8 protein-coding genes are annotated in these 15,566 nt (G+C 57.1%); 3 read left to right on the forward strand and 5 right to left on the reverse strand.

Annotated features, from left to right (window positions below; translation table 11 throughout):
* Positions 1-28: 28 nt before the first annotated feature.
* The 5 genes from FVB43_RS09120 to FVB43_RS09140 are packed head-to-tail and all read right to left on the reverse strand — an operon-like array spanning position 29 to position 10,465.
* On the reverse strand, positions 29-2,056 hold the full coding sequence (locus tag FVB43_RS09120) for an SWIM zinc finger family protein (protein ID WP_422718019.1): 2,028 nt from the start codon (positions 2,054-2,056) through the stop codon (positions 29-31).
* Positions 2,053-3,189, reverse strand: a complete 1,137-nt coding sequence (locus FVB43_RS09125) for a vWA domain-containing protein (RefSeq protein ID WP_167863802.1) — start codon at positions 3,187-3,189, stop codon at positions 2,053-2,055. Before FVB43_RS09125 ends, FVB43_RS09120 begins: the two co-directional genes overlap by 4 nt.
* Positions 3,190-3,198: 9 nt before the next feature.
* On the reverse strand, positions 3,199-5,505 hold the full coding sequence (locus FVB43_RS09130) for a DUF5682 family protein (protein ID WP_133842149.1): 2,307 nt from the start codon (positions 5,503-5,505) through the stop codon (positions 3,199-3,201).
* 32 nt (positions 5,506-5,537) lie between these two features.
* On the reverse strand, positions 5,538-6,617 hold the full coding sequence (locus tag FVB43_RS09135; RefSeq protein ID WP_133841906.1) for an ATP-binding protein: 1,080 nt from the start codon (positions 6,615-6,617) through the stop codon (positions 5,538-5,540).
* Positions 6,618-6,646: 29 nt separating this feature from the next.
* Complete coding sequence (locus tag FVB43_RS09140) at positions 6,647-10,465, reverse strand: DUF4132 domain-containing protein (RefSeq protein ID WP_159336560.1); 3,819 nt, start codon at positions 10,463-10,465, stop codon at positions 6,647-6,649.
* Between the two features lie 613 nt (positions 10,466-11,078).
* Between FVB43_RS09140 and topA the strand changes: the two genes are divergently transcribed.
* From topA to FVB43_RS09155, 3 genes are all read left to right on the forward strand, one after another.
* On the forward strand, positions 11,079-13,676 hold the full coding sequence (gene topA / locus FVB43_RS09145; protein WP_133841908.1) for a type I DNA topoisomerase: 2,598 nt from the start codon (positions 11,079-11,081) through the stop codon (positions 13,674-13,676).
* Between the two features lie 253 nt (positions 13,677-13,929).
* Positions 13,930-14,904 (forward strand): HTH-type transcriptional regulator CysB, encoded by a 975-nt coding sequence (cysB, locus tag FVB43_RS09150; RefSeq protein WP_062743153.1) that lies wholly within the window; start codon positions 13,930-13,932, stop codon positions 14,902-14,904.
* 501 nt (positions 14,905-15,405) lie between these two features.
* On the forward strand, positions 15,406-15,564 hold the full coding sequence (locus FVB43_RS09155; RefSeq protein ID WP_133841910.1) for a YmiA family putative membrane protein: 159 nt from the start codon (positions 15,406-15,408) through the stop codon (positions 15,562-15,564).
* The last annotated feature ends 2 nt before the right edge of the window (positions 15,565-15,566 follow it).

The following is a 15,566-nucleotide window of genomic DNA, read 5'->3' on the forward strand; positions in this document are numbered from 1 at the left end:
TACGCCCGCGTCTGCGGGCGTGATACTTTTAACGGGCGTTCGCGTCCTGCGGCGTCAGTAGACACTGTTGTTCCAGTTCATCCCGCAGCAACACAATCGCGTTCAGCGTATTCACCAGCCGCTCATGATCCGTACCCGCCAGTAATGCAGGCAGATGACGCAGCAGACGTGCCAGCCGTTCAAAGCCGCATCCATCCAGCGCCTGCGCCAGCGTTTCCGCTTCACGACAGGCACGCTGTTCCTGGTGGCACAACCCGTTGTGTAGCCACTGGATCAGCATCTGCTGGCACTGCTGTAGCAGGGCCAGAGGCAGCGGTAATGCCGGAGGGGATGCGCTGACAGGCAGCGCCTGAGATGGCGGGTTCCCGGCATTCAGCACCCAGGCACGCTGGCGCGTCATGATCACCAGCGGTTCCAGCACCAGAACACCGTCCACCACCGATACCCGACCGGAGACCTTGCAGGGCGGATCATCCTGCTGTTGCAGCAGGGCCGTCAGACAGTCAATGGCGCGTGGGGCCGAAGGCGATGCACTCAGTGATAACCGCAGAACATTTTCTTCACCTGCACCGCTGATAACATCAGCTTCCAGCGTTTGTCGCCCGGCATCCCAGCGGATATCCAGACATTCACCCAGCGGCAGGATAAACAGGCTATCACTGTGGCTAAGTGGTCGGGTGAAGGCGGGCGGGCGTTGTTGCAGATGGTGCCGCAGGGCTTCGACACCCGGCTGGCAAAGGGGGAACTCGGGCATCTCCCATGCCGAGGGCGTCAGGGGCGCGACGCTAGTCAGACGATCGCGCGCCGCCAGGTGTAATTCCCCGCGCGCATCGCGCTGTGCCGCCTGCGAGATGATTTGCCCACCTGCGAGGATTGAAGCCTGGAACCCCGCAATACGGCGCTGCCAGCCGGGTGCATTCTGCTGTTCTGCCAGCGGCCACTGGCGTGACAGATGCAGAACGCTGCCCGTATCCGGATCGGTAAACCAGATGCGTACCCCGTAATGGCGGTTGTCCTGCCAGCAATCCATGCCGAGTGATACCAGCCGCAGATGGTCGAGTTTGACCCGATCCTGAATCCCGAGGCCAACAATGTTGCGCCAGGGCTGTGCGGGCGTTTTGCCCTCCGAGGCCACGCGTGCCATCTCGCGGGCAGCCAGCACGCGAGCCGTTAACCCGGATAACTGACTGAGAAACGGCCCGGCACGATAATGGGATGCACGTTGGTGAAAGTGGTCGATCCCTTCAGTCATTTGCTGGAGTGACAGTGTCACCCAACGCCAGTTGGCCTGCTGAGCGCTGCGTTGTGCCTGAGTCAGTAGCGGAGCAAAGGTGACAGAAGGCTGGCTGAGCCCACGGCTCCATAGCTGGTGGCCCAGGTGACAAAGCTCTGCCAGATTGCCTTCACTCTCCGCCAGGTCAGTCACATCATCCTGCCGTTCGCCCTGTAATTGCCAGACGAGGTGTTCAAAACCCGGATGCTGTGCTTCGGCCGCGGCAAAGGCCTGCACCGCGAGAATGATATGTTCGCACAGCGTGCCTTCAACGCAGTCGCAACGGGCAAACTGCATGCTGCTGCGTGAAAAAAAACGCACATCGCTCATCGGCAGTTTCGCTGCGGGCACCTTTCCGGGTTCGCACTGGAGTTCTATCACCAGCCCTTTATCAGCCAGTTGCTGTGCGCGTTTTAGCGTTGCTGCAGGCAGTGAGCGTAGTTCCGCCAGCCACTCGCCGGGCTGCCAGCGGACAGAGGCGGCGGGGACTGGCGCTTCAGTGGCACACCGTTGTTGATAGCCGAGCACCAGCATAACCCGATGGCGGCACATGTTGCTGGCCCCACAGCTACACTGTGCTTCTTTCAATGCCTGACCCTGGCTCAACCGGGTCTGGATGCCATCGCTAAACTGCGCTGTCAGCACGCCGTCCTTATCGCTGAACGAGGGCAGATTTCCGGCGGCGATCTCTTTCTGGCTGCGTTTAACGAAACCCGCATTGCTGAGGGCGATTAACGCCTGCGGGGTCAGTTCGAGCAGCTCGCTGCGTAGCATCTCACTCATGATTGCAGGTTCTCCGCCAGCCAGGCCGCCAGTTCACCCGGCGTCATGGCTGCAATCTGTGCCCCGGCATTGACCAGCCGTTGGGCCATATCACGGTCATAGCTGGGGGCGGCTTTACTGTCGAGTGCGGCCAGTCCCAGCACTTTGCTGCCGCTCTGCACACACTGCCTGACCTGGTTGACCAACAGTGAGGGGGATCCGCCTTCGAAGAAATCGCTGACCAGTACAATCGCGCTTTTTTGCGGCTGTTCGATCAGCTGCCGCGCATACTGCACGGCTTTACCAATATCGGTGCCGCCACCCAACTGAACTTTCATCAGCAGGTCAACCGGGTCCTGCACGTCAGCCGTCAGATCCACTACGCTGGTGTCGAATGCCACCAGATGGGTACGGATCCCTGGTAGCTGCCAGAGGCAGGCGGCCATCACGGCGGAGTGGATCACCGAATCCACCATCGATCCGCTCTGATCGACCAGCAAAATGAGCTGCCATTTCTCGCTGTGGCGTTTTACCCGACTCATAAAGACCGGGGATTCAATAAACAGCCGTCCGCGCTGTGGGTCCCAGCGGTGCAGGTTATCACGCAGTGTGCCTTTAAAATCGAAGTTACGGGCAATGGCCACCGGCGATCGGCGTCGGCGGTCGCGGGTGCCGGAAAACGCCTGCCGGACCTCAGTCGCCAGCCGCGCCATAATCTGTTCCACCACCTGACGCACCAGACGTCGGGCGGCCTGTAACACCTGTGGATTCATCAGGTGTTTGGTGTGCAACACCGCGCGCAGCAGGCCCTCAGAGGGGGCGATGCGTTCCAGTACCTCAATGTTGGTGACCACATCATCGATGCCGAAGCGCAATACGGCGTCACTTTCCAGCCGTTCAATCACCTCTGCAGGGAACAGTTGATGGATGGCGTTGATCCATTGCGGGGTGGTGAGCTGCGATCCCTCGCTGCCGCCGTGGCGCTCACCGCGTTGCAGGCGCTGCGGATCGCGACCGTACAGCCACTCCAGGGCGTTATCCACCGCGCGGGCATGTTCATCAAGCCCGCCGAGACTGCTTTCCGCAGCCTCACCGAGCATCAGCCGCCAGCGTTGTAGCTCAGTGCTGGTTAACATATCGGAGAGTTCAGGCATCCGGGGTCCTCACAGTATGCCCCAGGCGCGGAGCGCATCGACGGCGCGCTGCTCCTGCTGCTGATGACGAAGAAAATCGGCAGGTGCACAGGCATCCGGCAGCGGCGTTTGTAACAGATGTTCTGGCAAGTGGGAGAGCTGGTAATGCGCCAGCACCTGACGTGCAAGCGCTGCCCGTTCGCGCGGCGGTAGCCACGCCAGTGCGGCACGCAGATCGGGCAGGGCGGCGATAAACTGATCGTCCGCCAGCTGCATCAGTTGCTGATTAAACCCGGCCACAAAGGCCGGATGTGATGCCAACTGGTGGCGTGCCAGCGCGATGAGTCCGTGCAGCGCCTCGCCCAGCCGTGCCGGAGGCAGTGCCGCCAGCAGCGCCAGTGCCGCCTCTGCATCGGCGCTGGGATGTTCAAGACGAATTAACGCACCCAGCGCCGCGCCGCGACTGAGCGCACTCGCCTCCGCTGCACGGCAGCGGCGTTCCAGCACGGCAAGCGCACGCGGCAACAGCACCAGAGCGCGATCGGGCTGCGGGTGACTCTGCTCATCGCGCAAAATATGGCACAGTGCCTGCCAGCTGTGCAGATGGGCATTGATCTGCGTGGCATCAATCAGCCCGGTCGACTCCGCCAGCCACAATGTGCGGTCTATCGCTGCCCGTAGAGTGGTGTGCAGGATGGCGGCGTCGCGCATTCCGTTGAAGGTGTCGTGGCGCCACAGCGCGTAGAGGATCTCCATCGCGGGGCCCATCTGCTCAAACTGACTCTCCAGCGCGATCTGCTGCTCCAGCCGGGAGAGCAGTTGCAGGCTGAATGTGGACAGCCCGGCGAGGGCGGCGCGTTGCAGCCAGGCGGCCAGTGACGCAATGTCATCGGCCCCGGCCATCGCGGATTCCAGACGGTTGCGCGCGGCCTCGATCAGCGTGGCGCCATAGCGTGCGGCTTCGATCAGGGCGGCATGTTGCTGCAACGGCCGGGTCAGCGTCCACTGCTCTTCACCGTCACCGGAAAGCGCCAGCGTGTGGCCCTGCTGGCAGAGAATGCCGGGGATATCCAGCACCGCAAGGCGATGCAGCACCTGACTTTGCCCTAATCCTTCCGCATCAAAGCGGTTAAGGGTCAGGGTGGACGGGAGCGTAATGCTGGCGTGCGCAAGCTCGCGTATCACATCCTGGGGTAAGGGGGGTTGTGGTGTGTCGGCGGCCAGTTCGCCAAAGCGATGTCCTGCCAGCACGTCTACCAGGGTGATCAGAATCGGATCCGTGCCCGCCTGTAACTGACCGCGATAGCTCCACGGTAATGGTGTATGCAGGGCTTCTTTGATCAGACTGCCCGCCAGCGCATCCAGCCAGTCGTTGCGCAGCGGTAGCCGGTGCCCGCGCAGTGCCGCCAGCCCCCGCGCCATGGAGACGACATTGGTCATATCCGCGGTTGAGGCGGGCAGATGCTGGCGGCGCAGATGGGTCAGAACGGTTTCCAGCAGACGCTGCCCGGCCTGTTGCAGCCCGTATTGCCAACACCAGTGCTGCCACACCGGCGCGGGCATCCCGGAGAGATAGCCTGCCAGCACATCCAGCCGCTTTTCACTGTAGGGGGTCAGATAGCTGCCGGTGACGGCACCGGTAAGGGGTGGGTCAGGCAGCCCGGGTTCCCTGGTATCTGAAACGCTGCGCCACAGACGGGCAAGGACTGGAGCATGCCAGCCTCCGCAGACCACCAGCACCGGGCCGTTATCCTGTGCCATCGCCCAGGCGATCCAGCGAGCCATATAAGCTTCGCGCTGCCGATCCTGCGGGCTGCCAGGGCAACCGTCACGCAGTTGCTGAAACCACCGATCCAGCGTGCGGGGGAGTTCGTTATGCTGATCGTCATCTTCGAACAGATGGTCCCATAACGCATCGCTGCTCTCCATCCCGCAGGCCGCCATCATCGCCTGCTGGCGCTGATGATAGTGCTGGCTGTCGCTGTCGTCTTCGTCATCGTCGGTTGTCTGCGCCCAGATCGGCACATCGATAAAACGCGTTTCGGCCTTCAGCCGTTGTGCGGCCAGCAGTGCCTGCCATTCAGGTGACCATTCGGCAAACGGTGTCCAGGCACCGATACCGGGCGTATCGTGATCCTGAAACTGGCAGTAACCGTAAATCGCGATCGGCAACTGATGCGCCAGCCGCAGTTCATCGAGTCGGGGGTTAAAATCCGCCGGGCCTTCAATCAATACCCAGGCCGGGCGTAGCTGTTCGATGCTGTGCTTAACCCACCTGGCGCAGGCCGGGCTGTGGTGGCGGATGCCGAGGATGAGCGGTTCACCGGCCGGGGGCATCGTGACTGGAGGACGATCTGTTGCCGGGAGGGTCATGGCAGCCGGTGACGCGCCTGGTAATACGCCTGCCAGTGCGCTTCTTTACGGTTACCGACGCGCTGCTCAAAGTAGCGTTGCAGGCGTGCGCGATCGTCTTCATTATCTTTGACGATGGTGCCACCAATGCAGTCAACCAGGTCAGCCGGTTCACCGGCGCGCTGTTGCAGGAACCAGGCGCGCACGCCCACCGCATGTGCCACATTGACCGCTTCAGCCGTCGACATAATGGCGTTCAGGCTGTCCATCGCGCTTTTTTTCTCTCCACCGCTGCGCAGATCGCGGAAGGTTTGCACCAGCAGTTCCAGCACGTCATCCGGCACTTTATGCGGGATGCCGCTGTGCGTCAGCAGACGTGCAGACGCAGAAGAGACCAGCGCCAGCTCCTGCTCGAAATTCATAATCGGGAACACGGTTTCGAAGTCAAAGCGGCGTTTCAGCGCGGCACTCATCTCGTTAACGCCACGATCGCGGGTGTTGGCGGTGGCGATAATATTGAAGCCTTCACGGGCATACAGCTGGCTGTCATCACCGCTCAGTTCCGGCACGGTCATCACGCGGTCAGACAGCATCCCAAGCAGGCAGTCCTGCACTTCGAGCGGTGCGCGGGTGATCTCTTCGAAACGTACGATTTTACCCTCACGCATGCCCTGATAAAGCGGGGCCGGGACCAGGGCATCAGTTGATGGCCCCTGGTTAATCAGTAAGGCATAGTTCCAGGCGTATTTAATCTGATCTTCTGTCACCGATGCGCCGCCCTGAATGGTCAGCCCGGCATCACCGCTGATGGCGGTTGCCAGCAGCTCTGACAGCAGCGATTTTGCGGTGCCGGGTTCACCGACCAGCATCAGACCGCGCCCGGTGGCCAGCGTCACCAGCATGCGCTCAACGCTGGCGATCGATGTGACGACTTTTGCACTGATATCCCGGGCATCATCGCCCAGGATAAATGCCCGTGCTGCCGGCAGACTGAGTTGCCAGCCGGGGGGCAGGGGGCCACTGTCATCCTGTTTCAGCCGCGCCAGTTCCGCAGCGTAAAGTACCGCGGCCGGGGGCCGCTGCAATACATCAGACATGGTCTTTCCTTAACAAACGGGTTCAGGCATTAATCAAACAGCGCATCAATATCACTCAGCATTTCGCTGGCGGTAATCGGATGCAGTTGTGAGAACGGATGCTTTTGCGGGTGCTGCTGGCCCCAGCCATACTGGTGGGCATCGCCGTGCCACAGCCAGATGCTTGCCAGCGACTGCTCCTTGTTAAATTCATCCGGTGCCATGCCAACGCCCAGGCCTTCACCCATTTCCAGCACCAGCGTCAGGTCCCCCAGGGGTTTTAACATCCAGCAGATCCATCCCGCATCCTGTGGCACGCCACGCAGCCAGCCTTTGCTGGTCAGTCCGGCCAGACGTCCACTTGGGCAGAGCCTGCCCTGCCAGCGTTGTAAATCGGTGGCTTCACGCTCTTCAGCGGTCAGCAGATAGCGGTTACGATCCAACTGGCGGAAGGGCGGTAGCAGTTCATAATCGGCAAACAGCTGACCAAAGGCAGCGGCATCTTCGGGCGGCATTTCCAGAATATGCGGAATACCGATTTCAACAGCGTTATGCGGCAGTGTGAACAGGTCATCGTCTGCGGTGCTGTAACTGTTGTCTTCCGCGACGCGGAAGCAGCTCAGCAACTGGTTATCGGCATCATAGGCACCCCACACCAGGCGGCGGGTCAGGTGACCGACCAGCGGATGACCCACCAGGAACTGGATGAACTGGGCTTCTGTCCAGCGACGGCGCAGGCACATTGCGCTTTCCAGACGGGCGATCTGCTGGCTGGCGATGGTGCGCGCATCTTTTTTCAGTAATTTGAAGCGATTGACCGCATCTGTCGCCAGCGCAGCATCGTCATTCTTGTTCGGCTTTGGCAGGTCTTTCAGGCGGCTGCCGCTGCTGTCGCGTACGAAAGGTTTGAGTGATTCATCAAAACTGACGCTGAACTGGCGCGGACCGAAATCAAGCAGCAATGAGCCATTGTCATCCAGCCCCAGATCTGGTGCCAGGCGGTCTTCCAGCTCTGCGACACTCAGTTCGCGTTTTTCGGCAATCTGGCTGATTTTTTCACGCGCCCGCTCCTGCAGCGCTTTGAACTTCAGCTTCTGCGCAATACCGTTCAGCTGCATCAGCGCGATATCCGAGCCAATATCCGCCAGAATATCCAGACCCGCAACGGCACGTTTATGCTGGGATTCACCCGGCCAGCTGCGGATCAGCGGGGTTAACTGACGGGCGATATCATCGTTGCCGAACAGCCCGAGCGTGCTGAACGCCCAGCCCTCTTTTGATGGCGCTGAAGCGGCCATCCACGCGGTGTACAGATCCCAGGCAAACGCCGCCAGTGAGTCCGGCGTACAGGCTTCTTTGACCTGGACCAGCCCCGGATACAGGCCATTTTCCGTCGGGAATCGTAGCATGGTGCCGAGGTGCATCAGGGCATCCTCCGGCAGGGCTTTACCGTTATGGAGCAGAGGACGTGTCCACAGCACGGGTTGCCAGAAGTCCGGCAATGCAGGGCGCTTCGCCGGGAAATCGTCCAGTGGGTCAAGCTGCACCAGGGCATTGACCGCTGCCAGCACCTCGGGTTGCGCATAGCGTCCAGCCACCGCTTCCAGCAGTTCCTGATAGCCGTTATCCAGCAGCAGACGCAGCGCCAGACGCGCGTGATCCTGCGCTTCTCCGGCTTTGCCGAAAGCCACCGGCAGCAGGCCAGCTACCGCATGTTCCGGATACTTCAGCAGCCAGTTACGCGCCTCTGCACGCAGGGTTTTCAGTTTGGAAAACGCCCGTGAAACCAGCGGTGCGAGGTCGGTGCTACCCACGCAGAGTGCGACGGGTAGCGCTTCCTGCGGCTGGCGGCCAACACTGTTGATAAAGCCGGGCAGCCCGTCCAGGCCGAAATGTGCCATGACCAGCGCAATACCGGTGTGATGCTCCGTACTGAGCGCATTCCACAGGTTGAGGCCTTTTTCACGCGGCAACCCGGGTAAAATAGTGAGATTCCAGTCACTGGCGTAATGCGAGTGGTTGGTCGCCCAGTCGGCAATAAGCTGACTGTAATTATCCTCGTCATAGGCCTGCACCGCTGTGTCTGGCAATGACTGGTTCCATGAATTGAAGCCAAAACGCGCGAGGATCTCTTCTGTCTTCAGACCCTCCACCTTGAGCTTACGATGATTCGACCACATCGACAGCTGGTCTTCTGGCACGCCGTCGAACTGTGGCGCGACAGGCTGCACCGATAACGTCAACTGCGGAATGGTGCCGACCTGTTTTTTGACGGTCCACGGCGGTGACACGAGGATCGCCGGTAACATCTCCGCGCTGGCGCAGTCGGTTTTAACGTTCAGCTGCGCAAGACTGCTCTCCACCAAAGCGCGTTCCTCTGCGGAGAGCCAGGGGGCAACCTCAGCAGCCAGCTGCGGTTGAGTGTGCAGCAGGGCATGAAGCTGACTACGCCACAGCGCATCCTCTTTACCGTTCAGCAGACGAACCAGGGCCGCGAACGCGGCGTGAGGGAAGCGTTTACTGGCTTTTGCTGCGCGCTCATAGCTGCGTTTTCCCTTGCCGGCAGCGTCAATTAACATCATGAGTGCCTGCGGATGGTTGATGTGCATCAGCACTTCGCCACAGCGATCGCCGTGAGCATAGGGCGCCAGGCGCGGTAGCGCGCGCACACCCTGCTCCAGCAGCACAGTGCTGGTCAGTATTTCGCCGTAATACCAGCTATCAAACAGTTCTAACGCCTGGTAATACTCCAGTACATGCAGGGTATCCTCATCCGTCGCGGTCATTTTCAGCCACTCCAGCGCCGTCAGATCCCGGTTGCGTCCTGCACGCAGGGTGATTTCATCGGCCAGTTCGGGCCGCTCAGGCAGCAGCAATGACACCAGCGGCTGACGCCAGAGTGGGATCAGCGGCAGGGCGGCGACCAGGCGGTCTGCGCAGCGTTGCCACAGGTCTGGCTGTGCCGCAGAGAGGTGCCAGCGCAGACGCATTTCATAATCAACGATATTCTGCTGGTAACCCGCAGGTGGGTTATCCGCCGGATAAAACGAGATGTTGCGCGAGCGGTAATCCCGGTCGAGACCAATCTGCAGGCTGGCGATGATCATCTCGACGGCATACTCCAGGCCATAGCTGGCCACGATGGCATCGATCAGCAGCGAAGTGTCGCGCCCCGCATAGGTCTGATTGATTTTCATCAGGGCCGCAGCGGCCATCGGGGAGTCCTGCGGCAGCGGTTTTGCCTCGGCGAGGCAGGCCTGCGCGATGGCGAACGCCTGCTGCCAGCTGCTATCGCAGCGACTGCCGTCCAGGACCATGCCGCCGTTCTTTTTGGTTTCCTGGCTCAAGACCTTCAGACGACGTAACTGTTCTGCGGGTTCTTCGACTTTACCGATGGCCGGGAGTGGCCTGTCACGGTGGCTGAGTGCCAGTACGGACAGCTTCTGCGGCAGCGTAATGGCATCATCTTCTGTCAGCCACAGCGGTGCCGCAGGGTTGACGACGGCGCTGAGGGGAGCGGCTACGGGGGAAGCGGTGAGAGGCTCGTCAGCCGTTGGCGCGGCGGACGGTGTTTTTTTCGGACTGGCTGGCGCCACGGCTGCGGGTGGCACGGCCTGGACTGAGGCTGCACTGCCAGCAGAAGCGATGCTCTGTTGTTTATCTTCACCTGCTGCCAGATAGCCTTTGCGGCTCTTCTCTTTAATGAGCTTCTCGCACGCTTTTCTGGCCTGTTCATCATCATCAAAGCTTTTTATCTGGCTTTGCCCCTGAGTTCCCACACGTCCCCAACTGAGATGGAGTTCCTGTTGTTTTTGTACAATGGTCCAGAATTTGTGGGATTTTTCATCCTGATAAATCAAGGTGGTCATGTGGTTTCCATTTGTGTTGAACAGGACATCGATAGCGCAGCGATATCCGTAAAAGAGAAGCGATTCTCTGCCTCCGGTCACTTTTTTTTTGCAGCAGCGGCGGTAGACCGGTGGGTCAATGTAATCAACGCCAGAAAGGGGTTCAAGCGGAAAAATCTCGCTTTTATCAATCGGTTGATTATCCAAATATCATATCCGCAGGCAAATCGTTTTTTTCTTCCTTTATAAGGCAGTCGTCTCAGTGAACAAATGCTGTGCTTCGTGGTGCCCGGGCGTTGCGGCGAATAGCACAAATTTATCTCTTTTTGCTGCCTTTCCTGGCGTAAATGGGGGCTTGATGCTAATTAAGTTGCGTAACAGATTTTATCAGGTAGAGTGTGGGCGTTTCGGGTTCCGGGCGTAAAACAGACTTTACGCTCTGTTAGAGATTCGCTTAACAGGTTGTAAAAAGTACCGTTAATCAACTGGTTGCAACGTGCGTTATTATGTTGGAATGGATAAAAAGTTAACCGGGTTGAATCTGTTATCCCGATAACCCTATCGTTAGTGCGCGATGTGACGAGTGCAAAACGGCACACTTACTCTCGGATGTTTTAATCAGGTAAAGGTAACTATGGGAAAAGCTCTCGTAATAGTTGAGTCCCCGGCAAAAGCCAAAACGATCAATAAATATCTCGGTAATGACTTCGTGGTGAAATCCAGCGTAGGCCATATCCGTGATTTGCCGACCAGTGGATCAACAGTTAAAAAGAGCGCTGACTCTACAACCAGTAAAACAACCAAAAAGGTCAAAAAAGACGAAAAGACGGCGTTAGTTAACCGTATGGGCGTCGACCCTTATCACGGCTGGGATGCGAATTATCAGATCCTGCCGGGCAAGGAAAAAGTTGTCGCTGAACTCAAGGCGCTGGCTGAGAAAGCTGACCATATCTATCTCGCAACGGACCTTGACCGCGAAGGGGAAGCCATTGCCTGGCACCTGCGGGAAGTGATCGGTGGCGATGAATCGCGCTACAGCCGCGTGGTGTTTAACGAAATCACCAAGAATGCGATTCGCCAGGCATTTGAAAAGCCGGGTGAACTGAATATTGACCGTGTTAATGCCCAGCAGGCGCGCCGCTTTATGGACCGCGTTGTGGGTTACATGGTGTCTCCACTGCTGTGGAAAAAAGTGGCACGTGGTCTTTCCGCTGGCCGTGTTCAGTCGGTCGCCGTTCGACTGGTGGTTGAGCGTGAGCGCGAAATCAAAGCGTTTGTTCCGGAAGAATACTGGGATCTGAATGCGGACCTGACCACGCCGAAAGGGGTGGATTTGCCGATGCAGGTGACGCATCAGGGCGATAAACCGTTCCGTCCGGTAAACCGCGAGCAGACCTACGCCGCTGTCAGCCTGCTGGAGAAAGCCCGCTATGTGGTTGCCGATCGTGAAGATAAGCCCACCAGCAGCAAGCCCGGCGCACCGTTTATTACCTCTACGCTGCAGCAGGCGGCCAGTACCCGTCTTGGCTTTGGCGTGAAGAAAACCATGATGATGGCCCAGCGTCTGTATGAAGCCGGTCATATCACCTATATGCGTACTGACTCAACCAACCTGAGCCAGGATGCTGTCGGCATGGTGCGCGGCTACATCGAAGATGAGTTCGGCGCGAAATACCTGCCGAAAGCCGCCAACGTCTACAGCAGCAAAGAGAATTCCCAGGAAGCGCATGAAGCCATCCGTCCATCGGATGTGAAAGTGCAGTCTGAGCAGCTAAAAGATATGGAAACCGACGCGCAGAAGCTGTATCAGCTGATCTGGCGTCAATTTGTTGCCTGCCAGATGATGCCGGCGCAATACGATTCCACCACGCTGACGGTGGAAGCGGGCGATTTCAAACTGAAGGCGAAAGGGCGCACGTTGCGCTTTGACGGCTGGACGCGTGTGATGGCTGCGCTGCGTAAAGGTGATGAAGATCGCGTGCTGCCTGCTGTGGAAGTGGGGAGTGAGCTCAGTCTCCAGCAACTGGTGCCAAGCCAGCACTTCACCAAACCACCGGCCCGCTTCAGCGAAGCCTCGCTGGTTCGTGAGCTGGAAAAACGCGGTATCGGCCGTCCTTCTACCTATGCCTCTATTATCTCGACCATTCAGGATCGTGGATATGTGAAGGTAGAAAGCCGTCGATTCTATGCGGAAAAAATGGGTGAGATCGTTACCGACCGTCTGGAAGAGAACTTCCGTGAGCTGATGAACTATGACTTCACCGCGCACATGGAAGACAACCTCGACAAAGTCGCGAAGAATGAAGCCCAGTGGAAAGCCGTACTGGATAAGTTCTTCAGTGAGTTCAGCGATCAACTGGCGCAGGCAGAGAAAGATCCTGAAGAAGGCGGTATGCAGCCTAATCAGATGGTCCTGACTTCAATTGACTGCCCAACCTGTAGCCGCCAGATGGGTATCCGTACTGCCAGCACCGGGGTATTCCTCGGGTGCTCTGGCTATGCGTTGCCGCCGAAAGAGCGTTGTAAGCAGACCATTAACCTGATTCCTGAGAATGAAGTACTGAATATTCTCGAAGGTGATGACGCGGAAACGAACGCACTGCGCGCCCGTCGCCGCTGCCAGAAATGTGGCACTGCGATGGACAGCTATCTGATCGACCCTCAGCGTAAGCTGCACGTCTGTGGTAACAACCCAGAATGTGATGGTTATGAGATCGAGCAGGGCGAGTTCCGCATCAAGGGTTATGACGGTCCGATCGTTGAGTGTGAGAAATGTGGTTCCGAAATGCACCTGAAAATGGGTCGCTTTGGTAAGTACATGTCCTGCACCAATGACGATTGCAAAAATACGCGTAAAATTCTGCGCAGCGGCGAAGTCGCGCCACCGAAAGAAGATCCGGTGCCGTTACCTGAGTTGCCGTGTGAGAAGTCAGACGCTTATTTCGTTCTACGTGATGGTGCTGCTGGTGTATTCCTCGCGGCCAATACGTTCCCTAAATCGCGTGAGACCCGCGCGCCGCAGGTGGAAGAGCTGCAACGCTTCCGCGACCGTTTGCCGGAAAAACTGCGTTACCTGGCCGATGCGCCAGCGACCGATGAAGAAGGTAACAAAGCCGTCGTGCGTTTCAGTCGCAAAACAAAACAGCAGTACGTCAGCACAGAAAAAGACGGAAAAGCCACTGGCTGGTCTGCTTTCTTTGTTGATGGTAAATGGGAAGTCACCAAGAAGTAACGTTGCGTGAATTATCCTCGTCGGGGGCGGCCTGTCATCGCTGCCCCCGCACCTTCTTTTCTTCTGTTCCCGCTGATGAATTCCCCTGGCTGTGCTATACATATCCCACATTTTTGATATAGTTGTTATAGATAACCCCTTTCTTATTATCTAATTGCATTAGAGCGATTGCCTGATTAGAGCGCCAGCCACAGAGTTGAACACTGTTGCTCGGTTTTCGGCGCATTGTTTCAAACCCTGGATGGAACGAAAAATGAAATTGCAGCAGCTGCGCTACATCGTTGAAGTGGTGAATCACAATCTCAACGTCTCTTCAACGGCCGAAGGGCTGTATACCTCGCAACCGGGCATCAGTAAGCAAGTACGTATGCTGGAGGATGAACTTGGCATTCAGATTTTTGCCCGTAGTGGCAAACATCTGACTCAGGTGACGCCTGCCGGGCAGGAGATCATCCGCATTGCACGAGAAGTGTTATCGAAAGTGGATGCGATTAAATCTGTCGCCGGAGAGCACACCTGGCCAGATAAGGGTTCTCTGTACGTTGCCACTACGCATACGCAGGCACGTTACGCTTTGCCCAATGTGATTAAAGGGTTTATTGAGCGCTATCCGCGCGTCTCCCTGCATATGCATCAGGGATCGCCTACGCAGATCGCAGAGGCGGTTTCAAAAGGCAATGCCGACTTCGCGATTGCCACCGAAGCGCTGCACCTTTACGACGATTTGATCATGTTACCGTGTTACCACTGGAACCGTGCCATCGTCGTCACGCCCGATCATCCCCTCGCAGCGAAGAGCAAAGTCTCCATTGAGGAACTTGCAGAATACCCATTAGTGACCTACACCTTCGGCTTTACGGGCCGCTCAGAACTGGATACCGCATTCAACCGTGCCGGGCTGACCCCGCGTATTGTCTTTACTGCGACCGATGCCGACGTGATCAAAACCTACGTCCGGCTGGGACTGGGCGTTGGGGTGATTGCCAGCATGGCGGTCGATCCGGTGTCCGATCCGGACCTGGTGCGTATCGAAGCAACCGATGTATTCAGCTTCAGTACGACCAAAATCGGTTTCCGTCGCAGCACATTCCTGCGCAGCTATATGTATGACTTTATTCAACGTTTTGCCCCACATCTGACGCGCGATGTTGTTGATACTGCTGTAGGTTTGCGTTCGAATGAAGATATTGAAGCGATGTTTAAAGATATAAAATTGCCCGCAAAATAATCACTCAGGTGATGAAAAAACCTGTCCGGAGCCGCTTTGCGGCTCTTTTTTTTTCCATTGATGCCAGCTGGCACCCCATTCGTTAATGTCCTTTGATTATTTTTTCGTAAATGAAAGATGTATCACATGTTCTCCTATTGTTATTTCTTAAATGAGAAACAGTACACAGTTTTCATTGTCCCCCTTTGCGCTCAGTTAGGATGATTCTCATACTCTAGTTAAAAGCAGGTGAGAACAGCTGCAACGAAAGGAGGAGTAAAGAAAACTCTAATTTAGAATGGACCTGTAATGGAACTCGGTGTTCTTAATTTGTGTTAAGTGATAATTAATGAGACTGAGTTGAGTGAGCATTTTTAATTAATCTTCTTCATGGATGATTAATCCTGTTAATCGTTTTGTTCAATAAAAATTACTGGATTTTGCAACAGAGAATGTTTAGGATTCATCCTAATTTCTGATTGGTTCAAACAATCGTTTTAATGAGAGTGATTATCAAAAACTATGGCTACTAGATTATCTGTACAACCCGGCTTCGGGGACAAAACCATCAAGGTTGAGCGTAACAGCAATCTGAAACGCAAAGCCTGGATGACGGTATTCGCTGCTTCAGCCCTGTTTTGGGGAGTGGTTGGCTTATTCGTATGGCGTATATGGGGATAACA

It is taken from the genome of Erwinia rhapontici (genome assembly GCF_012271765.1).
In the GTDB taxonomy this organism is placed as follows: domain Bacteria; phylum Pseudomonadota; class Gammaproteobacteria; order Enterobacterales; family Enterobacteriaceae; genus Erwinia; species Erwinia rhapontici.